Annotated in this window: 21 protein-coding genes and 1 pseudogene; 13 read left to right on the plus strand and 9 right to left on the minus strand. The window is 62.2% G+C overall.

Annotated elements, in window-relative coordinates:
• Window positions 1-63 precede the first annotated feature (63 nt).
• Window positions 64-1,728, plus strand: coding sequence for an energy-dependent translational throttle protein EttA (gene ettA / locus ACZ5KU_RS03995; protein ID WP_054059055.1), 1,665 nt, complete (start codon window positions 64-66; stop codon window positions 1,726-1,728).
• Window positions 1,729-1,987: 259 nt separating this feature from the next.
• Entirely contained in the window at window positions 1,988-3,325 is a 1,338-nt protein-coding gene (gene gdhA, locus ACZ5KU_RS04000) for an NADP-specific glutamate dehydrogenase (RefSeq protein ID WP_054059054.1), read from the plus strand.
• Window positions 3,326-3,331: 6 nt separating this feature from the next.
• Here the strand turns inward: gdhA and ACZ5KU_RS04005 are convergent, their stop codons facing one another.
• Both ACZ5KU_RS04005 and ACZ5KU_RS04010 read right to left on the minus strand, forming a co-directional pair.
• Window positions 3,332-3,826: a GreA/GreB family elongation factor gene (locus ACZ5KU_RS04005; protein ID WP_416771708.1), complete on the minus strand. Its 495-nt coding sequence runs from the start codon at window positions 3,824-3,826 to the stop codon at window positions 3,332-3,334.
• Window positions 3,827-3,897: 71 nt separating this feature from the next.
• Window positions 3,898-4,251 carry a hypothetical protein gene (locus tag ACZ5KU_RS04010; RefSeq protein WP_054059052.1) on the minus strand — a complete coding sequence of 118 codons (354 nt, stop codon included), beginning with the start codon at window positions 4,249-4,251 and terminating at the stop codon, window positions 3,898-3,900.
• A gap of 244 nt (window positions 4,252-4,495) precedes the next feature.
• On the opposite strand from ACZ5KU_RS04010, the gene ACZ5KU_RS04015 reads away from it, so the two are divergent.
• The gene (locus ACZ5KU_RS04015) at window positions 4,496-4,855 is read left to right on the plus strand and encodes a hypothetical protein (protein ID WP_054059051.1); all 360 of its coding nucleotides are present in this window, start codon (window positions 4,496-4,498) and stop codon (window positions 4,853-4,855) included.
• Between the two features lie 42 nt (window positions 4,856-4,897).
• Here ACZ5KU_RS04015 and ACZ5KU_RS04020 read toward each other — a convergent pair whose 3' ends face one another.
• Both ACZ5KU_RS04020 and ACZ5KU_RS04025 read right to left on the minus strand, forming a co-directional pair.
• Window positions 4,898-6,751, minus strand: coding sequence for an Lnb N-terminal periplasmic domain-containing protein (locus ACZ5KU_RS04020; protein ID WP_416771710.1), 1,854 nt, complete (start codon window positions 6,749-6,751; stop codon window positions 4,898-4,900).
• A 63-nt stretch (window positions 6,752-6,814) separates the two neighbouring features.
• The gene (locus ACZ5KU_RS04025) at window positions 6,815-7,303 is read right to left on the minus strand and encodes a DUF3015 domain-containing protein (protein WP_054059049.1); all 489 of its coding nucleotides are present in this window, start codon (window positions 7,301-7,303) and stop codon (window positions 6,815-6,817) included.
• A 269-nt stretch (window positions 7,304-7,572) separates the two neighbouring features.
• Between ACZ5KU_RS04025 and ACZ5KU_RS04030 the strand changes: the two are divergent.
• Window positions 7,573-10,009, plus strand: a pseudogene (locus tag ACZ5KU_RS04030) (Lon protease family protein).
• Window positions 10,010-10,279: 270 nt separating this feature from the next.
• Window positions 10,280-10,597, plus strand: coding sequence for a PA4575 family protein (locus tag ACZ5KU_RS04035; protein ID WP_054059047.1), 318 nt, complete (start codon window positions 10,280-10,282; stop codon window positions 10,595-10,597).
• A gap of 4 nt (window positions 10,598-10,601) precedes the next feature.
• On the opposite strand, the gene ACZ5KU_RS04040 is transcribed toward ACZ5KU_RS04035, so the two are convergent.
• Window positions 10,602-12,428: a hypothetical protein gene (locus ACZ5KU_RS04040; protein ID WP_464736853.1), complete on the minus strand. Its 1,827-nt coding sequence runs from the start codon at window positions 12,426-12,428 to the stop codon at window positions 10,602-10,604.
• A gap of 172 nt (window positions 12,429-12,600) precedes the next feature.
• Here ACZ5KU_RS04040 and ACZ5KU_RS04045 point away from each other — a divergent pair, with 172 nt between their 5' ends.
• Together ACZ5KU_RS04045 and ACZ5KU_RS04050 are read left to right on the plus strand one after the other, a co-directional pair.
• Window positions 12,601-13,089, plus strand: a complete 489-nt coding sequence (locus ACZ5KU_RS04045) for a TIGR00645 family protein (RefSeq protein WP_017905389.1) — start codon at window positions 12,601-12,603, stop codon at window positions 13,087-13,089.
• 190 nt (window positions 13,090-13,279) lie between these two features.
• Window positions 13,280-13,897 carry an FKBP-type peptidyl-prolyl cis-trans isomerase gene (locus ACZ5KU_RS04050; RefSeq protein WP_054059045.1) on the plus strand — a complete coding sequence of 206 codons (618 nt, stop codon included), beginning with the start codon at window positions 13,280-13,282 and terminating at the stop codon, window positions 13,895-13,897.
• Window positions 13,898-14,024: 127 nt separating this feature from the next.
• On the opposite strand, the gene ACZ5KU_RS04055 is transcribed toward ACZ5KU_RS04050, so the two are convergent.
• The 3 genes from ACZ5KU_RS04055 to ACZ5KU_RS04065 form a co-directional block, all read right to left on the minus strand.
• Complete coding sequence (locus ACZ5KU_RS04055) at window positions 14,025-14,282, minus strand: PA4570 family protein (RefSeq protein WP_054063774.1); 258 nt, start codon at window positions 14,280-14,282, stop codon at window positions 14,025-14,027.
• 205 nt (window positions 14,283-14,487) lie between these two features.
• Window positions 14,488-14,829, minus strand: coding sequence for a zinc ribbon domain-containing protein YjdM (locus ACZ5KU_RS04060; RefSeq protein ID WP_017905392.1), 342 nt, complete (start codon window positions 14,827-14,829; stop codon window positions 14,488-14,490).
• A gap of 132 nt (window positions 14,830-14,961) precedes the next feature.
• Window positions 14,962-15,930, minus strand: a complete 969-nt coding sequence (locus tag ACZ5KU_RS04065; protein ID WP_054059043.1) for a polyprenyl synthetase family protein — start codon at window positions 15,928-15,930, stop codon at window positions 14,962-14,964.
• 332 nt (window positions 15,931-16,262) lie between these two features.
• On the opposite strand from ACZ5KU_RS04065, the gene rplU reads away from it, so the two are divergent.
• The 5 genes from rplU to ACZ5KU_RS04090 all read left to right on the plus strand — a co-directional run bounded on the left by rplU (window position 16,263) and on the right by ACZ5KU_RS04090 (window position 20,001).
• Window positions 16,263-16,577: a 50S ribosomal protein L21 gene (gene rplU, locus ACZ5KU_RS04070; RefSeq protein ID WP_017905394.1), complete on the plus strand. Its 315-nt coding sequence runs from the start codon at window positions 16,263-16,265 to the stop codon at window positions 16,575-16,577.
• A 33-nt stretch (window positions 16,578-16,610) separates the two neighbouring features.
• Window positions 16,611-16,868: a 50S ribosomal protein L27 gene (rpmA, locus tag ACZ5KU_RS04075; RefSeq protein ID WP_003281574.1), complete on the plus strand. Its 258-nt coding sequence runs from the start codon at window positions 16,611-16,613 to the stop codon at window positions 16,866-16,868.
• Between the two features lie 187 nt (window positions 16,869-17,055).
• A complete protein-coding gene (cgtA, locus tag ACZ5KU_RS04080; RefSeq protein ID WP_054063775.1) occupies window positions 17,056-18,279 on the plus strand; it encodes an Obg family GTPase CgtA in 1,224 nt (407 codons plus the stop codon).
• Window positions 18,280-18,400: 121 nt separating this feature from the next.
• On the plus strand, window positions 18,401-19,519 hold the full coding sequence (gene proB, locus ACZ5KU_RS04085) for a glutamate 5-kinase (RefSeq protein ID WP_054059041.1): 1,119 nt from the start codon (window positions 18,401-18,403) through the stop codon (window positions 19,517-19,519).
• 20 nt (window positions 19,520-19,539) lie between these two features.
• Complete coding sequence (locus tag ACZ5KU_RS04090; RefSeq protein WP_054059040.1) at window positions 19,540-20,001, plus strand: CreA family protein; 462 nt, start codon at window positions 19,540-19,542, stop codon at window positions 19,999-20,001.
• A gap of 190 nt (window positions 20,002-20,191) precedes the next feature.
• Here the strand turns inward: ACZ5KU_RS04090 and rpsT are convergent, their stop codons facing one another.
• Window positions 20,192-20,464: a 30S ribosomal protein S20 gene (rpsT, locus tag ACZ5KU_RS04095; protein ID WP_010451812.1), complete on the minus strand. Its 273-nt coding sequence runs from the start codon at window positions 20,462-20,464 to the stop codon at window positions 20,192-20,194.
• Between the two features lie 252 nt (window positions 20,465-20,716).
• Here rpsT and murJ point away from each other — a divergent pair, with 252 nt between their 5' ends.
• Window positions 20,717-22,255, plus strand: coding sequence for a murein biosynthesis integral membrane protein MurJ (murJ, locus tag ACZ5KU_RS04100; protein ID WP_464736854.1), 1,539 nt, complete (start codon window positions 20,717-20,719; stop codon window positions 22,253-22,255).
• Window positions 22,256-22,326 lie beyond the last annotated feature (71 nt).

Raw genomic sequence — 22,326 nt, forward strand, 5'->3', positions numbered from 1 at the left:
GCGCAATGCTGCCGGCCCGGGCTGCGCCTTCATATTTCATCAGTCACTGACGCTAGGTTCTCCATGGCTCAATACGTCTTCACCATGCATCGGCTGAGCAAAGTTGTGCCGCCGAAGCGGGAAATCCTGAAAAACATCTCCCTGTCGTTTTTCCCGGGCGCCAAGATCGGCGTCCTTGGCCTGAACGGCTCGGGTAAGTCCACCCTGTTGAAAATCATGGCCGGCGTCGACACCGAGTTCGACGGTGAAGCGCGGCCGATGCCGGACCTGAATGTCGGCTACCTGCCGCAGGAGCCGCAACTGGATCCGACCAAGAGCGTGCGCGAAGTGGTCGAGGAAGCGGTCAGCGTGATCAAGGATGCCCAGGCCCGCCTGGACGAGGTCTACGCCGCCTACGCCGAGCCGGATGCCGACTTCGACAAGCTGGCCGCCGAGCAGGCCAAGCTGGAAGCGATCCTGCAGGCCAGCGATGGCCACAACCTGGAGCGCCAGCTCGAAGTCGCCGCCGACGCGTTGCGCCTACCGGCCTGGGATGCCCGTGTCGAACACCTGTCCGGTGGCGAGAAACGTCGCGTGGCCCTGTGCCGCCTGCTGCTTTCGGCTCCGGACATGCTGCTGCTCGACGAACCGACCAACCACCTGGACGCCGATTCCGTCGCCTGGCTGGAGCACTTCCTGCACGACTTCCCGGGTACCGTGGTGGCGATCACCCACGACCGTTACTTCCTGGACAACGTTGCCGGCTGGATTCTCGAACTCGACCGCGGCGCCGGTATTCCGTACGAAGGCAACTACTCGGGCTGGCTGGAAGCCAAGTCCGAGCGTCTGGCCCAGGAATCCAAGCAGCAGTCGGCTCACGAGAAGGCCATGAAGGAAGAACTGGAGTGGGTGCGCAAGGGCGCCAAGGCACGCCAGTCGAAATCCAAGGCCCGTCTGCAGCGCTTCGAGGAAATGCAGTCGCAGGAATTCCAGAAGCGCAGCGAGACCAACGAGATCTATATCCCGGCCGGTCCTCGCCTGGGCGACAAGGTCATCGAATTCAAGAACGTCACCAAGGGTTACGGTGATCGCGTTCTGATCGACAACCTGTCGTTCAGCATGCCGAAAGGCGCGATCGTCGGTGTGATCGGGGGTAACGGTGCCGGTAAATCGACACTGTTCCGCATGCTGATGGGCAAGGAGACTCCGGACTCGGGCAGCATCGAGATCGGTGAAACCGTGCAACTGGCCTGCGTCGACCAGAGCCGCGAGGACCTGGACGGCAGCAAGACCGTATTCCAGCAGATCTCCGACGGTTCCGACCAGATCCGCATCGGCAACTACGAGATCCCGTCGCGTACCTACGTCGGTCGCTTCAACTTCAAGGGTGGCGACCAGCAGAAGTTCGTCAAGGACCTGTCCGGTGGTGAGCGCGGTCGCCTGCACCTGGCACTGACCCTGAAGGAGGGCGGCAACGTCCTGCTGCTCGACGAACCGTCCAACGACCTCGACGTCGAAACCCTGCGTTCCCTGGAGGAAGCCCTGCTGGACTTCCCGGGCGCGGCCATCGTGATCTCCCACGACCGTTGGTTCCTGGACCGTGTGGCCACCCACATCCTGGCCTATGAGGACGATTCGCAAGCGGTGTTCTTCGAAGGCAACTACACCGAGTACGAAGCCGATCGCAAGAAGCGCCTCGGCGACGCAGCGGCCCAGCCACATCGCGTACGGCACAAGAAACTGGCCTGATCGGGCCGGCTGTGGAAAAAAGCGGAGCCTTCGGGCTCCGTTTTTTTATGCCCGCCTTTGCGCTGTTTCCGCTTTGGTGCGTCGTCGTGCTCTCATGCGCTTTTAGGGTGCTCTCAGGGCCTGATTCACCCATGGATTTACATAAAAAGCACCATTTAAATTCATAAGTGCGACATTTTGCACTGTCATAGTGCCAGTTCAGTTGCTAAAGTCCGGGTCGACTTATTGAAAACGACAACTCATTGACGAGACCCTTCCCATGATCGAATCAGTCGACCACTTCCTTGCCCGTCTGAAAAAACGCGATCCGGACCAGCCGGAATTCCACCAGGCGGTGGAGGAGGTCCTGCGCAGCCTGTGGCCTTTTCTGGAGGCCAATCCGCACTATCTGACCTCGGGCATCCTCGAGCGTCTGTGTGAGCCGGAACGGGCCATCACGTTTCGCGTGTCGTGGGTCGACGATCAGGGCAAGGTCCAGGTCAACCGTGGCTTCCGCATCCAGATGAACAGCGCTATCGGCCCGTACAAGGGCGGCCTGCGCTTCCATCCGTCGGTGAACCTCGGCGTGCTGAAGTTCCTCGCCTTCGAGCAGAGCTTCAAGAACGCCCTGACCTCACTGCCGATGGGCGGCGGCAAGGGCGGTTCGGACTTCGACCCCAAGGGCAAGAGCGATGCGGAAGTCATGCGTTTCTGCCAGGCGTTCATGAGCGAGCTGTATCGCCACATCGGTGCCGATGTGGACGTGCCGGCTGGTGACATCGGCGTCGGCGCCCGGGAGATCGGCTTCCTGTTCGGCCAGTACAAGCGCCTGGCCAACCAGTTCACTTCGGTACTGACCGGCAAGGGCATGAGCTACGGCGGCAGTCTGATCCGTCCGGAAGCCACCGGCTTCGGCTGCGTGTACTTCGCCGAGGAGATGCTCAAGCGCCAGGGCGACCGCGTCGAAGGCAAGCGCGTGGCGATCTCCGGCTCCGGCAACGTCGCGCAGTACGCGGCACGCAAGGTCATGGATCTGGGTGGCAAGGTGATCTCGCTGTCCGACTCCGAAGGCACGCTGTACTGCGAGGCCGGGCTGACGGAGGAACAATGGCAGGCGCTGATGGCGCTGAAAAACGTCCAGCGCGGTCGGATCAGCGAACTGGCGCAACGTTTCGGCCTGGAATTCCTCGCGGGTCAGCATCCATGGGCCCTGAGCTGCGATATCGCGCTGCCGTGTGCGACCCAGAACGAACTGGATGCCGAGGCGGCCCGGACCCTGCTGCGCAATGGCTGCATCTGCGTGGCCGAAGGCGCGAACATGCCGACCACCCTGGAGGCTGTGGATATCTTCATCGACGCCGGCACCCTGTTCGCCCCGGGCAAGGCCTCGAATGCGGGCGGCGTGGCGGTCAGCGGCCTGGAAATGTCGCAGAACGCCATGCGCCTGCTGTGGACCGCCGGTGAGGTCGACAGCAAGCTGCATGGCATCATGCAGTCGATCCACCATGCCTGCGTGCACTACGGTGAGGAGAACGGTCGGGTCAACTACGTCAAGGGCGCGAACATCGCCGGCTTCGTCAAGGTCGCCGAGGCCATGCTGGCCCAGGGCGTGGTCTGAGTCTCTCTAGGCCGGGTCGATCCGGGTGATCTCGATCATCCGGTCGCCGGCCGGACGCCTCCACAACACCTCATCGCCGAGGCGCGCCCCGAGCAGCGCCCGTCCCAGCGGCGAGCCCCAGTTGATCAGGCCGCTGGCGTAGTCGGCCTGGTCTTCCCCCACCAGTTGCACCCGCTGTTGCCGGTCCTGTTCATCGACGAAGGTCACTTGGCTGCCAATCTGCACGACTTCGCTGGAGGTCGCTGGCGCGGCGAGTTGGGCGCTGGCCAGGCGCTGGTTGAAATAGCGCAGGTCGCGTTCGATGTCGGCCAGGCGCTGTTTGTCGGCCTGGTCGCCCAGGGCGCTCTGCTGACCATGCTCGGTCTGCAGGGCGGCGACGCGTGCCTGCAACTGGGTCAGGCCCGTCGGGGTGACGTAGTTGGGTTGGGTGCTGATCTGGCGCTCCACCGGCTGGCTGGCCTGGGTGGCGGCACTGTCTTCATTGACGAAGGCGCGACTCATGGCGTTCTCCCTTGACTGGCATGGGCAGCATGCTCGCAGGATCCGGCAGGGAATGGTTGCCCGAAAGCGACCTATTGCGAACGGTAGGCCCTTGCCGCATCGCGGTCCTTTTCCTGTTGCCAGGCACGCTCGCGCTCATCCCAGTGGCGGTCCTTGTAGGCCTCGCGGTCTTCGTTCTCGCGCATCGCCTGGCATTGGCGGAAACCGTCGTCCCAGCCGGTGGCGTACTCATGCTGCTGGAGGTAGCGGGGCACGTTTTTCCTGAATTGACCGGTGATGGCCCCGGCGGCTTGCCGGCCGCTGGCACAACCGTCGTCGAAACCATCGGCGAAGGCCGGTGGATAACCTTGCATGAGCAGATGGTCGCGGGTCGACTCGCACCCGGCGAGTGCGATCACCACGCCCAACAACAGCCAACGCCACATTCCGACACCCTGATTGCCTTACCTGCCTGTCGTTGAGTGTAGGCCGTTCTTTGTCAGTAAGGCGTGAAGGCGCGGTCGCGAGGCGGTTGTGATTGAGCGGTTTGTACCCTCGGCGGGTAAATTTTTCCGGCACGAGTCGTCATCTTTCGATGTAGGGTAATAGCGAGCCGACCGCTCTAAGTCGGTTGTTTCAGCCTCGCGCGAAGGCGCGGGGACGTGTGTGGTCAAAGAAAGAGAGTTGTGTATGAGTTGTTTCAAAGCCCATGGCATGGGTGTCGGCCTGACCTTGTCCGCCTGCGTTGCCTTGGGTGAGCCTCTTCCCGAGAGTTCCCTGCTGGATCGTTATGGCATGACGGTGGACGATCTGCCTGCTGCCACCGTGACACAAGCCCCCAAGGCGGCAGTCGAGGAGCCCGCCAGTCTGTTTCAACTACAACCTGAGCCGCCCCTGGTGGATATTCGCCTCGGCGAGCAGAAAGCGCTGGAGAGTGTGGGTAACATCACCATCGACAACATGCTCAGGCGCGATCAGGAGCATTGCCTGCGTCTGCTGGGGCAGTCGCTGGAACGCGACCCCGGGCATACGAAACTGAAATGTGACTGACCCGGATGGGCATGTCGTGGCCCGCGCCGTCGCGGGCCCGGCTCAATAGTGATACCACTTCAGTTCCAGCATCACCTCGTTTTCCGCCGACGCCAGTTTGCTGAATTCGCGCTGGGCGCTCAGGCGCAGGCCGAGGTTGCGCGACAGCTCCCATTGCTGGTTGAGGCTCAGGCTGCGGCGCACTTCACCGTTGGTGAAATAGTCGCCCTTGGCTTCCAGGCTCAGGTTGCCCAACGGATTCTTCCACAGCAGGCCGGTGTTGAAACCGCTGGCCGGTGACACGAAGGCGGCGAAGTCGGCATTGTGCTCCAGGCGCACGGTGCCCAGGGCGAAGCCGAGCAGGTCGTCGCCCAGTTGCCAGGTGGCGCCGCCGCCGCCGTTGACATGGCTGACCAGGGTCTGGTCGTCATGCTTGCCCGGGACCCGCTCCAGGCCACCCGTCACCTGCCAGGACCACGGCTGCAGCAGCGCGTTGCGTGGTGTCAGCGAACGGATGGTCGCCAGGTCCAACTGTTGCAGTTGCCAGTGGTTGCCTTCGTACTGGCGCAGTTTCATCTGCAGGATTTCGATCTGGGCACCCAGCGGGAAACCCTCGGCGTTGTCGTTCAGGTCGTGATAGGCCATGCGCAGGCCGTACTCGCCGAAGGCCTGGTCGCCCCGGGTACCGAGCCCGGCCTGCCAGGTGCGCGACTCATGGCCGTTTTCCGGCAGCCCTGGCGGGGTGATTTGCAACTCCGGTGCCGGGTTGCGGTTGATCGCCCGCAGCAGTTCGAAGCTGCGTTGCGCGCGTACCGGGTCGCGCTCCTGGCCATTGGCCCGGTAGCGTTCGAGCCGATAGGCGGCATCGACGATCAGCGCCTGACGCTCGCGCGGCTGAGCCTTGAAGGCCGGGTCTTGCAGGGCGTTCTGGTCGGCGCTGACCTTGAGTACCCATTGCTGTTCCTCGGGGTCCAGCGGCTTGGCCCGCTCCAACAGCTCACGCTCGCGGGACGGGCGGTAGTCGATCTTCTCCACCAGGCCGGCTTCCTTGACCGCCTTCACGGTGTCGGTGGGGATGGCCGTCAGGGGGAACTGTCCGGTCAGGTGCAGGCCGGGGCGGGCGACCTGCAGCAGTTCCAGCAGGCGATAGGAGCAGTTTTCGTCGAAGAAGAAATAGTCGAAGCGGATCTGCTTCAGTTCCCAGACGTGCTCGACCATCCGCGCGGTTTCTTCCGGAGTCAGGTTCAGCCGGTACTCCCACAGATCGCGGTTTTCCAGGCTGCGGTATTCCGACAGTTTCTCCTGGTAGGGCACCAGGGCGAACAGCCCCGGATAACCGCCCATCAGGCCTTTCCAGGCATAGAGGATGCTGTTGTCCGAGCCTTCGATGTAGGCGCCGAAGTTGATCGCGTAGCTGAGCAGCGAGGTCTGGTCGCGCTGCACATCGGCCTGGTCGATTCGCAGCAGGGTGTGGCCGAACATCGATGACGGGCTGTTCAGGTAGGCGGCGGGAAAGATCATCACCGTGCTGTGGGGGGCGACATCCTTGAACCACTGGTTGAATTCCGAGCAGTCCGGCGTCGGCAGGTCCTTGAGTTGCAGTTGTGTCTTGAGCCAGCGGGTACGTGCCGGGTAGACGCATTGGGCGTGCTGATTGCCGGCGCTGGCCGGTGCGTAGAGTGCGGCGACGGTGGCCTTCAGCTCCGCATCGGGGTGATGGGCGCCGTCAGCGGCGAGAAAAAATTTGCTGTCGCTGACGTAGCTGCGCCAGCCGCCGAGCTTGGCGTGTTCATAATGGCCCAGGGAGATCCAGAAGGGATCGTTGGCCAGTTGCTGCAAACGTTGATCGTCGAGGTGTGAAGCGGCCTGGAGTGGGGTACAGGCACAGAGCGCCAGGTAGGCAAGGCGTTTGAGCATGGTCGGCAACTGTTGTCCGGGTCGGGCAGGGAATGCCCGCCCCGAAGGGCGGGCGGGTCACGCTCAAGCCTGGGTGGCGTACTTGGCCAGGCGTGGATCGCTCTTGAGAACGGCCAGGGTGTTGGTGTGCACGTCGTCGGCGGTGACGTCGGCCTTGTTGAAGATCTGCTGGAAGTGCTCGTGAGTCACGGCGGCGAAATGCGCACGATCTTCCGGCGCCACACCGAGCACCACGGCGTAGGTGGTCAGCGCCTCGCCCTGGCCCTTGGCCATGTCTTCCGACAGTTCGTTCATCATGCCATTCATGGCGATCCAGGATTTGCCGCCATAGGTCAGCGCGTCCTTGGTCGAGCAGCCGTTGGTACCGGAGGTCATGCCGAAGGTGGCGTTACCGGAGGTGCCGTTGGTGGTGGAGGCCAGGAAGTGCGCCGGGGTACCGCGCTGGCCTTTGAACAGCATGTTGCCCCAGCCGCAATCCGGGCCGCCTGGTGCCTGGGCCATGGCCTGGAGAGAGACGACGGTGAAGAGAGTACCGAGAAGAATCCGTTTCATAGCTTTGTTCTCTTTGTGTGCATGTCAAAACAAGGGACCGGTCTGTTCGAGCCCCGGTGGGCCGGTTATGGTCCGGCCGCGCACGTTGGAGTTTAGGCACGATCCAAGGGTTCCGTGATTTTTTGCCTGAAGAATGATGTACATGCTTTGTAGTACGGTTCCGAGGGCTTTTGTCCCGCCGTGAGGTTTCGCCTGCCTGTCGCCTTGCCAGCCGGGGGCGGCGAGCGCCAGAATGCCTGCATCTGCCCCGCCTGATGTAAGGAAGCCCGATGTCTGATTCTGTTGCTGCCAGCCTGCGTCTTGCGCCTGAAGCGCTGACTCGCCCTTTTTCCGCTGAACAGTTCAGCTTCTCCACCACCAATGATCTGGAGCCTTTTCGCGGTGTGCTCGGCCAGGAACGCGCGGTCGAAGCGTTGCAGTTCGGTGTGGCGATGCCACGCCCCGGTTACAACGTATTTGTCATGGGCGAGCCGGGAACCGGTCGCTTCTCGTTCGTCAAACGCTACCTGAAGGCCGAGGGCAAGCGTCTGCAGACTCCTTCGGACTGGGTCTACGTCAACAATTTCGATGAGCCGCGCGAGCCGCGGGCGCTGGAGCTGCCCGCGGGCGAGGCCGGCGCGTTCATCAGTGATATCGGTGGCCTGATCGACAACCTGCTGGCGACCTTTCCGGCAGTTTTCGAGCACCCGTCCTACCAGCAGAAAAAGAGCGGTATCGACCGTTCCTTCAATCAGCGTTATGACCGCGCCCTGGACGTGATCGAGCGCCTGGCACTGGAGAAGGACGTCGCCCTGTACCGTGACAGCAGCAATATCGCCTTTACCCCCATGAGCGACGGCAAGGCCCTCGACGAGGCGGAGTTCGCCCAATTGCCGGAGGCCGAGCGCGAGCGTTTCCACACCGACATCGCCGAGCTCGAGGAGCGCCTCAACGAGGAACTGGCCAGCCTGCCGCAATGGAAGCGCGAGTCGAGCAACCAACTGCGTCAGTTGAACGAGGAAACCATCACCCTGGCGCTGCAGCCGCTGCTGGCGCCATTGTCGGAGAAGTACGCGGAAAACGCGGCGGTCTGCGGTTATCTGCAAGCCATGCAGGTCAATCTGCTGCGCACCGTGGTCGAGCAACTGGTGGACGACAGCAAGACCGATGCGGTGGCGCGCAAGCTGCTCGAGGAGCAGTACGCCCCGAGCCTGGTGGTCGGGCATCCGGCCAGCGGCGGTGCGCCGGTGGTGTTCGAACCGCATCCGACCTACGACAACCTGTTCGGCCGGATCGAATACAGCACCGACCAGGGCGCGCTGTACACCACCTACCGGCAACTGCGCCCGGGCGCGCTGCACCGGGCCAATGGCGGCTTCCTGATCCTCGAAGCCGAGAAGATGCTCAGCGAGCCGTTCGTCTGGGATGCCCTCAAGCGTGCCCTGCAGTCGCGCAAGCTGAAGATGGAGTCGCCGCTGGGCGAACTGGGACGCCTGGCGACCGTGACCCTGACGCCACAGATGATCCCTTGCAACTCAAGGTCATCATCATTGGCGCGCGTCATCTGTATTACACCCTGCAGGACCTGGACCCGGACTTCCAGGAGATGTTCCGCGTGCTGGTGGACTTCGACGAAGACATTCCGATGGTCGACGAGAGCCTGGAACAGTTCGCCCAGTTGCTCAAGACCCGTACCTCGGAAGAGGGCATGGCGCCGCTGACCGCCGACGCGGTGGCGCGCCTGGCGACCTACAGCGCCCGCCTGGCCGAACACCAGGGGCGGCTGTCGGCGCGCATCGGTGATCTGTTCCAACTGGTCAGTGAGGCGGACTTCATCCGTCACCTGGCCGGCGACGAGCGCACCGATGCCGGGCATATCGAGCGGGCGCTGAAAGCCAAGGCCACGCGCACCGGCCGGGTCTCGGCGCGGATTCTCGACGACATGCTGGCGGGGATCATCCTGATCGATACCGACGGTGCGGCGGTCGGCAAGTGCAACGGCCTGACGGTGCTGGAGGTCGGCGATTCGGCGTTTGGCGTGCCGGCGCGGATCTCCGCCACGGTCTATCCGGGGGGCAGCGGTATCGTCGATATCGAGCGTGAGGTGAACCTTGGGCAGCCGATTCACTCCAAGGGGGTAATGATTCTCACCGGCTATCTGGGTAGCCGGTATGCCCAGGAGTTCCCCTGGCGATCTCCGCGAGCATCGCCCTGGAGCAGTCCTACGGTTATGTCGATGGCGACAGCGCGTCCCTCGGCGAGGCCTGTACGCTGATTTCGGCCCTGTCGAAGACCCCGCTCAAGCAGTGCTTCGCCATTACCGGCTCGATCAACCAGTTCGGTGAGGTGCAGGCGGTGGGCGGGGTCAACGAGAAGATCGAGGGCTTTTTCCGGCTCTGCGAGGCCCGTGGCCTGACCGGCGAGCAGGGGGCGATCATCCCGCAGGCCAACGTCGCGACGCTGATGCTCGACGAGAAGGTCCTGCAGGCGGTGCGTGCCGGGATGTTCCACGTGTATGCGGTACGCCAGGCCGATGAGGCGCTGAGCCTGCTGGTGGGCGAGCCGGCCGGTGAGCCGGATGCCGACGGCCAGTTCCCGGAGGGCAGCGTCAACGCGCGGGTGGTGGAGCGCCTGCGGGTGATTGCCGAATTGATCAGCGAGGACGACCTCAAGGAGGCCGAGAAGGAGGCCGCCGAGCAGGCGCTGGCGGAGGTCAAGCCGTCCTGACAGGCGTTGTGGCGGCGGGCTCGCTGTGGGAGCGGGCCCGTCCGCGAAGCTTTTGGGGGGCGCCCTTGGGGGCGCCTGCGCTGACGAACCTGCTCTCCCAAGGGGTAGGTCAAGAGTTTGACGTTTTTCGAAAAAGGTGTCCGTTTGTCCTCCAGGCTCTTGTGTTGCCTGGATTTAACCTATTCTCTGGGCAAGGACATCCACTGTAGTCACTGGAACGATACAGGCTCCATCGGGGTCTGAAGACAGGATCTACCGAGGGTCGCCGTCATGTCGCGCAGCCTGTGTCTCACCCGTCAATGCCTGGGTCTGGTCACCCGTATCGAATGCGTTATTCGCCCGCTTGCCGGGGATAACGGAATGTGGACCCTCCTGTTCGCCGCCGGAATGGCCGGAGAACAACCTTCCGCGATCAAGTCCCAGGGCCCGTTCCATGGCCCCTTCGTTGCCGAATCCATCCTCGACTCGATTGTCGAAAGCCTGACCCTGCACGGCTACCAGTTGGCCGAGGAGCCGCAGATCTGGCGGCTGCACCTGCAGGCGCAGCTACGGCAGATCAACGGCGAACGCAGCCGGCAACTGCATTGAGCAGTCATTCGGCCGGTTCGTTGTTCTGGACCTTGTCGAGCTTGACCTCGAAGCCGTATTCGACGGTCTGCAGGTCGGTGCGCTGGTAGCTTTCCAGGTGTGTCGGCTGGCCGTAGAAGTAATGCACCTCATAAACCGGCGTCGAGCCGGTTTTTCCGTTGTGGCTGCTGGAGAGAATCTCTTTCAGATAGTTGCCGCTGTCGTCCTTGGCATAAAAGCGCCAGGCATCGGCAGGGAACTGTTTCTGATCGACCACCAGGGCGTTGCCCCGTAGCTCCAGGCCCTTGGGCAACTGGCGGGCATCGAGGCTGTTCTTCTGGATGTTGGCGAGAAACAGCGGGATCGAGCCGATGGCGTAGGCCGGCGTTTCCGGAAACAGGTTGAGATCGTAGGTGATCGAGCCTTCCATCGGATCGACTTCGAAGGCTTCCTTGGGCAGTTCCAGTGGTTCGCCGCGCTTGCCCTGTTCGTCTTCGGCGAAAAAGGTCACCGGGCTGTCGCCGAGGTTGAAGGAGGAACCGAGCAACTCGTCGTTGAAGGTCCGGGGATGGTCGAACTCGATGCGCGCGGCGCTGGCGTCCTCGACCGACTGGCTGATGCTGACGCTCTTTTTCAGGTGCTCGGCATCGAGGTTGGCGTCCTTGAGGTAGTTGGCGGCCTGATCGTCGTAGACCACCACGGGCATTGGCAACGCCTGGATTTCCTTGCCGGTGGGGTTGTCGAACTGGCGTACCGGCAGGTCGAGGTCCTTGCGGTTGACCACCGCATCGGAGAAATCCAGCACGCTGATTTCCAGCCTGTCGACCAGGCCGTTGAAGTACACACGGGTGTAGCGGCTGGGCTGGCCGGCCTCGAAGGTTTTCTGCTCATCGTCGAGTTTCTTCTCGAACTCGTCGCTCCAGCTCTTCTGCTTGAGCATTTCGTCCAGTTGCTTCTGATAGAAGTCGAGCTGGGCGGCATTCTCGTTGATCGAGCCCGAGCGCGAGAGGAACTGCCCGGTTTTATCCCGGGCCTGGACGATCAGCGGGTTCAAGAGGGTATCGCCGAGTTGCGGGGCTTGCGGCGCGCTGTTGCTCAGTTCGACTTCGGCATTGTTCCTGTCGAGGGACACCAGGGTCAGGCTGATGTTGTCCTGGATCTGGCGCTTGCCGATGTCCTTGCCGGTCAGGCTGAAGGTCACGATTTTGCGCGGGGCGATCACCTCGATCTTGCCGTGCAGGGTGACCGGCTGTGGCTGTTTGCTGTTCTCGATCTCCAGCCCCTCGATATAGGGGTAGCTGACGGTCAGGTCATCCGGGTTGGTCAGGTTCGCGCTGGAGGGGCTCAACTGGATCCCGGGATCGGTTTCCGACCATTCCGGCTGGAAAGGGATCACCTGCTTGTCGCTGAGGGTTACCGACTGCCATTCCAGTGCGTGGGGGAAGGGGAATTCGGTCGGGTAGTTGAAACTGAACGGGAAGATCGGCTGCAGGTCGGTCAGGTAGTCGGAGCTGGATTTCTTGCGCAGCACGAACAGCCCGTTGATATAGGTCTCGGCCAGGGCCTGGGGGCTTGCGTAGTGCTTGAGCAACGCCAGGGCATCGTCGCCGTACTCGGTCTCGATCGGCTTGTCCCGCAGGCGCAGGCGGGCCCGTTCGAGCAGCAGCAGCGAGCCGCCGAGGTCCGCCACGGCGTCCTTGAGCTTGGGGTCCTGAATGCCGTCCAGGGTTTTCTCGAACTGCGCGGTCCGTTCTTCAAGGCTGGCCTGGGGCGGCTTGTCGTGGGGCGAGCAGGCGTTCAGCAGCAGAGCGGCCGAGAGTCCGAGGCAACCCAGGGGGCGTCGCAAATCCATTGTTCAGTTTTCCTGTCCACAGTACATGCGCGATGTCATTGATGCCGACACTAGCAGAAAATTGCCCGGAAGCAGCTGTCCTGCCGTTGAACGAGGTGCGTGATGCAGGCTTTTTCCCTCGGGTTGAGGCGCTGGTATACTCGCGGCCATTTTCAGGCGATATGTGAGATTCATGGAACGGTTTATTGAAAATGCGATGTATGCGTCGCGCTGGCTGTTGGCGCCGATCTACTTCGGCTTGTCCCTGGGGTTGCTGGCACTGGCCCTGAAATTCTTCCAGGAAGTGTTTCACGTTATTCCCAACGTGTTTTCCATGGCCGAGTCCGAGCTGATCCTGGTGCTGCTGTCGATGATCGACATGGCCCTGGTGGGCGGGCTGCTGGTGATGGTGATGATGTCCGGCTACGAGAACTTCGTCTCCCAGCTGGATATCTCCGACGACAAGGAGAAGCTCAGCTGGCTGGGCAAGATGGACTCCACTTCGTTGAAGATGAAAGTGGCGGCGTCCATCGTGGCGATCTCCTCGATTCACCTGCTGCGGGTGTTCATGGACGCCAAGAACGTCGATCCGGTGCATCTGCAGTGGTACGTGATCATTCACATGACGTTCGTGGTCTCGGCGTTCGCCATGGGCTACCTGGACAAGGTGACCAAGCACTGATCCCCGGCTGCCATGTCGACCCGCACCGCCCGTTCGTTGTGAAACGCACGGGCGGTGTCGTTTCTGGGGATGGGCTGCTAACCGTGGGTGCTTCTGTGCTAGTCTGCCCACCCTTTTTGGTTCCGGGCGCGAGGGGAGATGCCGTGTTTTCAGGGTATTTTCCGGAGCAGTCCCACAGCGGAGCAGTATGATGTCCGAAGTAAATCTGTCCACCGACGAAACCCGCGTCAGCTACGGTATTGGCCGTCAGTTGGGTGACCAGCTGCGTGACAACCCGCCACCCGGCGTCAGCCTGGACGCGATCCTGGTCGGTCTGACCGACGCCTTCAACGGCCAGCCAAGCCGTGTGAGCCAGGAAGAACTGTCCGCCAGCTTCAAGGTCATTCGTGAAATCATGCAGGCCGAAGCGGCCGCCAAGGCTGAAGCCGCAGCGGGTGCCGGCCTGGCGTTCCTGGCGGAAAACGCCAAGCGTGAAGGTATCACCACTCTGGCCTCGGGCCTGCAGTTCGAAGTGCTGACCCAGGGTGACGGCGCCAAGCCGACCCGTGAGGATACCGTGCGCACTCACTACCACGGTACCCTGATCGACGGCTCCGTGTTCGACAGCTCCTACGAGCGTGGCCAGCCTGCCGAGTTCCCGGTGGGTGGCGTGATCGCCGGTTGGACCGAAGCCCTGCAACTGATGAACGCCGGCAGCAAATGGCGTCTGTACGTGCCGAGCGAGCTGGCCTATGGCGCCCAGGGCGTTGGCAGCATCCCGCCGCACAGCGTGCTGGTGTTCGACGTCGAGCTGCTGGCCGTCCTGTAAGCCGCTGCTGAAGCAGGCGGTGCGGCGATCCGACTGGCCCGCGCAGAGGCGATGGCCTGTTCGCGACTAAATCGTATCGCCGGACCGCCTGCTCCCACAGGGGCAGTGGTGTGAGCCTGAGTAGAGTTCACATCTGCAGCTTGCTGTGGAGATCCGCCGTGGGGCGCAATGCCCGGGCATAACAGAACAGGAACAGGTTGCGCACCAGTTCCTTGAGCACCAGCGGTTCGCTGGAACTCAACCCGCTGACATCCAGGTCGCCCTGGTCCTGCAGCTCATGCAGCGCTTCTTCCTCCAGTACCGCACAGACTTCACCCGTTTCCCGATGCAGGATGCGCAGGTAAGGGTGTGGGCGGTCCAGCCAGGCATCGATCAAATAAGTCATGGTCTCATCTCCTTGATGGGTTTCAATGAGAATAATTCTTATTCAAAGAATAGCAAGTGCCTATTGGCGGATTCCTGGTTTTTCTGTGGGGGAATTGGTCTGAAATCGGGAATCGGGGGAGGAGGGGGACGCCAGGGGGAAACTGCCGGTGATCCGGGGCTGCTGGCGACAGGGGCTGGTGCCGCGTCGCCAGCGTGGCATTTCCTCAGGCTTTGCGGACGAATTCCGATTTGAGTTTCATCGGGCCGATGCCGTCGATCTTGCAGTCGATATCGTGGTCGCCATCGCACAGGCGGATGTTCTTCACCTTGGTGCCGACCTTGACCACCAGCGAGGTGCCCTTGACCTTGAGATCCTTGATCACGGTAATGGTGTCGCCATCCTGGAGGATATTGCCCACGGAGTCCTTCTTCACGTTGTCGTCGGAGGCGGCTTCGGCTTCGCCGTTGGCGGACCACTCATGGGCGCACTCCGGGCAGACCAGCTGGACGCCGTCTTCGTAGGTGAACTCGGAATTGCATTTCGGGCAGGGTGGCAACGTGCTCACTAGGGCTCCTCAGGTTTTGGGAAGGCTAAAAGCGCACATTATATAGGGTTTTGTCGGCGAGGGGGGAATGACGCGGACGTCTGCCGGAGCGTGCGGTTCGCCACACCGCACGCTCCGGCAAGGAGAGGTGTGTCAGTGGGTGCGGGCGACGGCGAACTCGCTCAGTTCGACCAGCGCATCGCGGTATTCGCTGGCTGGCAGCGCCTCCAGGCAGGCAATCGCCCGGGCCACGTAGTCACGGGCCAGTTGGGCGGTGTATTGCAGCGAGCCCGAAGCTTCCACGGCAGCGCGGATGCTTTCCAGGTCCTCGATTCCGCCTTTCTGGATGGCCCGACGTACCAGGGCGGCCTGTTCCGGCGTGCCTTCGCGCATGGTGTAGATCAGCGGCAGGGTCGGCTTGCCTTCGGCGAGGTCGTCACCGACGTTCTTGCCCAGGGTCTCGGCATCGCCCTTGTAGTCCAGCAGGTCGTCGACCAGTTGGAAGGCCACGCCGAGGTGGTCGCCAAAGGTACGCAGGGCTTCGGCCTGCTCCGGTGTCGCGCCGCACAGGGCGGCGGCGCTGTGGGTCGAGGCCTCGAAGAGCATCGCGGTCTTGCCGCGGATGACTTCCATGTAGGTTTCTTCGGTGGTGCTGGCGTCGCGGACCTTGGACAGTTGCAGCACTTCGCCCTCGGCGATGATGCGGGTGGCCTGGGAGAGGATCTTCATCACCGGCATCGAGCCCAGTTCGACCATCATCTCGAAGGAGCGCGAATAGAGGAAATCACCGACCAGGACGCTGGGCGCGTTGCCCCACATGGCGTTGGCGGTGGAGCGGCCGCGGCGCATGCCGGACATGTCGACCACATCGTCATGCAGCAGGGTGGCGGTGTGCAGGAATTCGATGGTGGCTGCCAGCAGGCGCAGGTCGTCGCCTTCGCGACCCAGGGCCTTGCCGCAAAGCAGTACCAATAAAGGACGCAGGCGCTTGCCCCCGGCCGAGGTGATGTAGTCACCGATTTTCGAGACCAGCGGCACCCGGGAAGTCAGCTGCTTCTTGATGATACCGTCGACGGCGCTAAAATCGTCCGCCACCGCGCGGTAGAAAGCTTGGGGTTGCATCAGCGAGGGTCGCTCCAGAAGGGTTGCGCGGCATGCTAGGGCGGGGGTACGGCCTGTCAAGGCGGCCCCGGGCGCCGTGAACGCTGCTGCGCTCGATAATCCTGCCCCAAAAGCCGGTTCGGACGACCGTTTTCAGGGAGAACGTCCGCAGGACAGCGCCTCCTATCCACTTGCAAGGAATCGACAGCTTGCGTACAATCGCGCACCCTGAACTTCCTGGGCAGCACCTGCCTTACGCAATTGCACTTGGGCCGTTCCAGCCCCATGCAGCCATGCCAGCCAATACCTTTACCTATTAAGCGCTGGGTGAGCAGGATTATCGGAGAAATACCATGTCTTACGCAGTAATCGTTACCGGCGGCAAGCAGTACAAAGTCGCCCCAGGTGAATACCTGAAGATTGAAAAACTGGAAGTCGCCACTGGCGAATCCGTTACCTTTGATCGCGTTCTGTTGGTTGCCAACGGCGACGACGTGAACATCGGTGCTCCAGTTGTTGCTGGCGCTACCGTTTCGGCTGAAGTGGTTTCCCAAGGCCGTCACGACAAGGTCCGCATCATCAAGTTCCGCCGTCGTAAGCACCACATGAAGCGCATGGGTCACCGTCAGTGGTACACCGAGATCAAAATCACCGGTATTCAGGCTTAATTCGCCTAATTCCCTTTTTGGAGTATTGAACTCATGGCACACAAAAAAGCTGGTGGTAGTACCCGTAACGGTCGCGACTCAGAAGCCAAACGACTTGGCGTGAAGATGTACGGCGGCCAGGCTATCAAGGCGGGCAACATCATCGTGCGTCAGCGCGGCACCCAATTCCACGCCGGTTATGGCGTTGGCATGGGTAAGGATCACACCCTGTTCGCTAAAGTCGAAGGCGTGATCAAGTTCGAAGTAAAAGGCGCCTTCGGTCGTCGTTACGTGAGCGTCGTCGCAGCTTAATCGCGGCAATGCTGGAGAAGCCCTGTCTTGCGACGGGGCTTTTTCGTTTGTGGGGTGAGTCTCTTGCAAAGCTGTTCGTGTGAGCCGTGCGCTGGTTTCATGGGTGGATAGGTGGCGCTACGCTCATCTTTGCAAGAGTCTTATGTCTTGATTTCCATCGGCTCGTCCCGGTGACGAGAGGCGTGTTATGAAGTTTGTTGATGAAGTATCGATTCGCGTAAAGGCTGGCGACGGCGGTAACGGTTGCATGAGTTTCCGTCGGGAAAAATTCATCGAGAAGGGTGGACCCAACGGCGGTGACGGTGGGGATGGCGGTTCGGTCTATATGGTTGCCGACGAAAACCTCAATACCCTGGTGGATTACCGCTATACCCGGCATTTCGAGGCCGAGCGCGGATCGAACGGCGGCAGCACCGACTGCACCGGTAAAAAGGGTGATGACCTGGACCTGCGCGTGCCGGTCGGCACCACGGTGATCGACTCCGCGACCCAGGAGGTCATCGGTGATCTGGTCAAGCATGGTCAGCGCCTGCTGGTGGCTCATGGTGGCTGGCATGGCCTGGGCAACACCCGCTTCAAGTCCAGTACCAACCGTGCACCGCGCCAGACCACGCCGGGCAAGCCGGGCGAGCAGCGTGACCTCAAGCTGGAAATGAAGGTGCTGGCCGACGTCGGTCTGCTGGGTCTGCCGAATGCCGGCAAGAGTACCTTCATTCGTTCGGTGTCGGCCGCCCGTCCGAAAGTGGCGGACTATCCGTTCACCACGCTGGTGCCGAACCTGGGTGTGGTCAGTGTCGACCGCTGGAAGAGCTTCGTCATCGCCGACATCCCCGGCTTGATCGAGGGGGCTTCGGAGGGTGCCGGCCTGGGGATTCGCTTCCTCAAGCACCTGGCGCGTACCCGTCTGCTGCTGCACCTCGTCGACATGGCGCCGCTGGATGAAAGCAGTGCCGCAGATGCGGCCGAAGTGATCGTCAATGAGCTGGCGCGCTTCAGTCCGTCGCTGGTCGAGCGTGATCGCTGGCTGGTGCTGAACAAGTGCGACCAGATTCTCGAGGAAGAGCACGAGGCGCGGGTCAAGGAAGTGGTCGATCGCCTGCAGTGGACCGGCCCGGTCTACGTGATCTCGGCGATCGCCAGCGAGGGTACCGAGCGTCTGACCCGTGACATCATGCGTTACCTGGAGGATCGTCTCGATCGCCTGGCCAGCGACCCGGCCTACGCCGACGAGTTGCGTGAGCTCGACCAGCGCATCGAGGATGAGGCGCGTGCCCAGTTGCAGGCTCTGGATGACCAGCGGGCCCTGCGTCGCAGCGGCGTCAAGAGTGTCCACGACATCGGCGACGATGATTGGGATGAAGATGACTTCGATGATGAGGATGGTCCGGAAATCATTTACGTCCGCGACTGATTCATTCGGTAAACTAGAACGCCGCTCCCCTGAGCGGCGTTTTGGTATCCGTAATACGTAAATCACATAATCGCGTGGGTGGCGCCCGGTTGCGCTGCCTGCTGGCAAGGGTTGGAAGATCATGCGGAGCAAGGTGACAGGTGCGCAGCGTTGGGTCGTGAAGATCGGCAGCGCACTGCTGACGGCGGACGGCAAGGGCCTGGATCGCGCGGCAATGGGTGTCTGGGTTGAGCAGATGGTGGCATTGCACGAGGCTGGCGTGGAGCTGGTGCTGGTGTCGTCCGGCGCGGTGGCGGCGGGCATGAGTCGGCTTGGCTGGACCGCTCGACCGAGTGCCATGCATGAATTGCAGGCGGCGGCGGCTATCGGCCAGATGGGGCTGGTGCAGGCCTGGGAGTCGAGCTTTGCCGAGCATGGGCGCCATACCGCACAGATCCTGCTGACCCACGACGACCTGTCCGATCGCAAGCGCTACCTCAATGCGCGCAGCACCTTGCGTGCGCTGGTGGAGCTCAAGGTCATCCCGGTGATCAACGAGAACGACACGGTGGTCACCGACGAGATCCGTTTCGGTGACAACGACACCCTGGCGGCGCTGGTGGCCAACCTGGTGGAGGCGGACCTGCTGGTGATCCTGACGGATCGCGATGGCATGTTCGATGCCGATCCGCGCAGCAATCCCGATGCGCAGCTGATCTACGAGGCTCGCGCCGACGACCCGGCGCTGGATGCCGTGGCGGGCGGCACCGGTGGCGCCCTGGGGCGTGGCGGCATGCAGACCAAACTGCGGGCGGCGCGGCTGGCGGCGCGCTCGGGCGCGCATACCATCATCGTCGGTGGTCGCCTGGAGCGGGTGCTCGATCGTCTCAAGGCGGGCGAGCGCATCGGCACTCTGTTGTCGCCGGAGCGTGGCATGCTGGCGGCGCGCAAGCAGTGGCTGGCCGGACACCTGCAGACTCGTGGCACCCTGGTGCTCGACGACGGTGCGGTGAATGCGCTGGCGCGTGATCACAAGAGCCTGTTGCCGGTAGGGGTCAAGCTGGTCCAGGGCAGCTTCCGTCGTGGTGAAATGGTGGTGTGCGTGGCGCCGGACGGTCGTGAGATCGCTCGTGGGCTGGCTAACTACAGTGCGCTCGAGGCGCAGAAGATCATCGGTCAGTCGTCGGATGCCATTGTCGGCCTGCTGGGCTACATGGCTGAGCCGGAGCTGGTTCATCGCGATAATCTTATTCTGGTGTGATCGAGTCGAGGGGAGTGCTCATGGGTTTGGCAAAGGGATTGTTCGGGTTGCTCCTGGCGTTGCCGCTGCTGGCGTCGGCCGAGGAGATCGGTCAGGTGTCGACGGTGTTCAAGTTCGTCGGGCCGAATGACCGGATCGTGGTCGAGGCGTTCGATGACCCCAGGGTCGAGGGTGTGACCTGTTATCTGTCGCGGGCCAAGACCGGTGGCCTGAAGGGCGGCCTGGGGCTGGCGGAAGATCGTGCCGAGGCTTCGATCGCCTGTCGCCAGGTTGGGCCGATCCGCTTCAGTGGTGAGCTCAAGGATGGCGAGGAGGTATTCAAGGAGCGCACGTCGCTGGTGTTCAAGACCATGCAGGTGGTGCGCTTCCTCGACAAGAAGCGTAATACCCTGGTGTATCTGGTCTACAGCGATCGTGTGATCGAAGGAAGTCCGCAGAATGCGGTGACGGCGATTCCGATTCTGCCGTGGCCGAATCGGTAGGGTGCCGGGTTGGCGTGGCCTTGCTGTGCCGCGCCTTCTAAGGGGCGGGCTTGCCCGCGGGATTCTTGAGCCGTGCGTTGCCGGAGAGGGCGCTTTCGCGGGTAGGCCCTGCTCCTGCAGGGGGTGTGGTTCTTGAATTGCGGGCAATAAAAAACCGACCCTTGGGTCGGTTTTTCAGCAGGCTGGTCGCTTAGGCAGCAACAGCCAGGGCCTTGATGTGGCCATTCAGACGGCTCTTGTGACGAGCGGCCTTGTTCTTGTGGATGATGCCCTTGTCGGCCATGCGGTCGATAACAGGCACTGCCAGAACGTAGGCGGCTTGTGCTTTAGCGGCGTCTTTTGCGTCGATGGCTTTCACTACGTTCTTGATGTAGGTACGAACCATGGAACGCAGGCTGGCGTTGTGGCTGCGACGCTTCTCAGCCTGTTTAGCACGTTTTTTGGCGGAAGGTGAGTTGGCCACCGTCGAGCTCCTCGAAAGACTTTTTAGGGAATAGCAAACAAAATAGGCCGCGAATCATGCCGATGAGTTGAAGGCTTGTCAAGGGCGAACGACGCGCTCCGCCGAGTGGTCGATGTGGCGCTTCGGATGTTTCTTTCCGGCGTACGACCTGTAAACTCGCGAGCTTTGGCTCTGTGCTGTTGCGGCGCGGAGTATCGCACAGCCGGGCGCCATATTCGCCTGCCTCTTCATTCCAGGGCGCACAATTTTTCAATGAATCTGCTCAAGTCGTTGGCTGCCGTCAGTTCCATCACGATGCTTTCCCGGGTGCTGGGCTTCGTTCGCGACACCATCCTCGCCCGGGCCTTTGGCGCGGGGATGGCGACCGACGCCTTCTTCATCGCCTTCAAGCTGCCCAACCTGCTGCGACGGATTTTCGCCGAAGGGGCCTTTTCCCAGGCGTTCGTGCCGATCCTCGCCGAGTACAAGAGCCAGAAGGGCGAGGAGGCGACCCGGACCTTCATCGCCTATGTCAGCGGCCTGCTGACCCTGGTACTGGCCCTGGTGACGGCGCTGGGCATGCTCGCCGCGCCGTGGGTGATCTGGGCGACCGCGCCCGGCTTTGCCGATACGCCGGAGAAGTTCAGGCTGACCTCCGACCTGTTGCGGGTGACCTTTCCTTATATATTGCTGATCTCGCTATCGTCCCTGGCCGGGGCGATCCTCAACACCTGGAACCGTTTCTCGGTCCCGGCGTTCGTGCCGACGCTGCTGAATATCAGCATGATCATCTTTGCCCTGTTCCTGACTCCCTACTTCGACCCGCCGGTGATGGCGCTGGGCTGGGCGGTACTGGCGGGTGGCCTGGCCCAGTTGCTCTACCAACTGCCGCACCTGAAGAAGATCGGCATGCTGGTGCTGCCGCGCATCAACCTGCGCGACAGCGGTGTGTGGCGAGTGATGAAGCAGATGCTGCCGGCGATCCTCGGGGTGTCGGTCAGCCAGATTTCGCTGATCATCAATACGATCTTCGCCTCGTTCCTGGTGGCGGGGTCGGTATCCTGGATGTATTACGCCGACCGCCTCATGGAACTGCCCTCCGGTGTGCTGGGTGTGGCGCTGGGCACCATCCTGTTGCCGATCCTGTCCAAGACCTACGCCAACAAGGATCGCCACGAGTATTCGCGGATTCTCGACTGGGGCCTGCGCCTGTGTTTCGTGCTGGTGCTGCCGTGCTCGCTGGCGCTGGCGATCCTTTCCGAGCCGCTGACGGTGTCGCTGTTCCAGTACGGCCAGTTCAGCGCCTTCGATGCGTCCATGACCCAGCGGGCGCTGATCGCCTACTCGGTCGGCCTGCTGGGGATCATCATGATCAAGGTGCTGGCGCCGGGCTTTTATGCCCAGCAGAACATTCGCACGCCGGTGAAGATCGCGATCTTTACCCTGACGGTCACCCAATTGCTCAACCTGGCCCTGGTCGGCCCGTTGGCCCATGCCGGGCTGGCGCTGGCCATCAGTGGTGGCGCCTGCCTCAATGCCGGTCTGCTGTTCTGGCAGTTGCGCCGGCAGAAACTGTTCGTCGCCCAGGCGGGCTGGGGGCTGTACCTGTTGAAACTGGTGGTTGCCGTTGGCGTGATGTCGGCGGTGCTGTTGGGGCTGATGCACGTCATGCCGGCGTGGGACCAGGGGCATATGTTCGAGCGCTTCCTGCGCCTGGGGGCGCTGGTGGTGGCCGGTGTGGTGGCCTACTTCGGCATGCTGCTGCTGATGGGGCTGCGCCTGCGCCACTTCAACCGCAAATCGTTGATGTAACCGGCGCAACGGATGTCGACGCATGACGGGTACTAAGCTCGGCCGGGTATGGTTATAATCGGCCACTTTAT

It is taken from the genome of Pseudomonas sp. Tof1 (genome assembly GCF_055390395.1).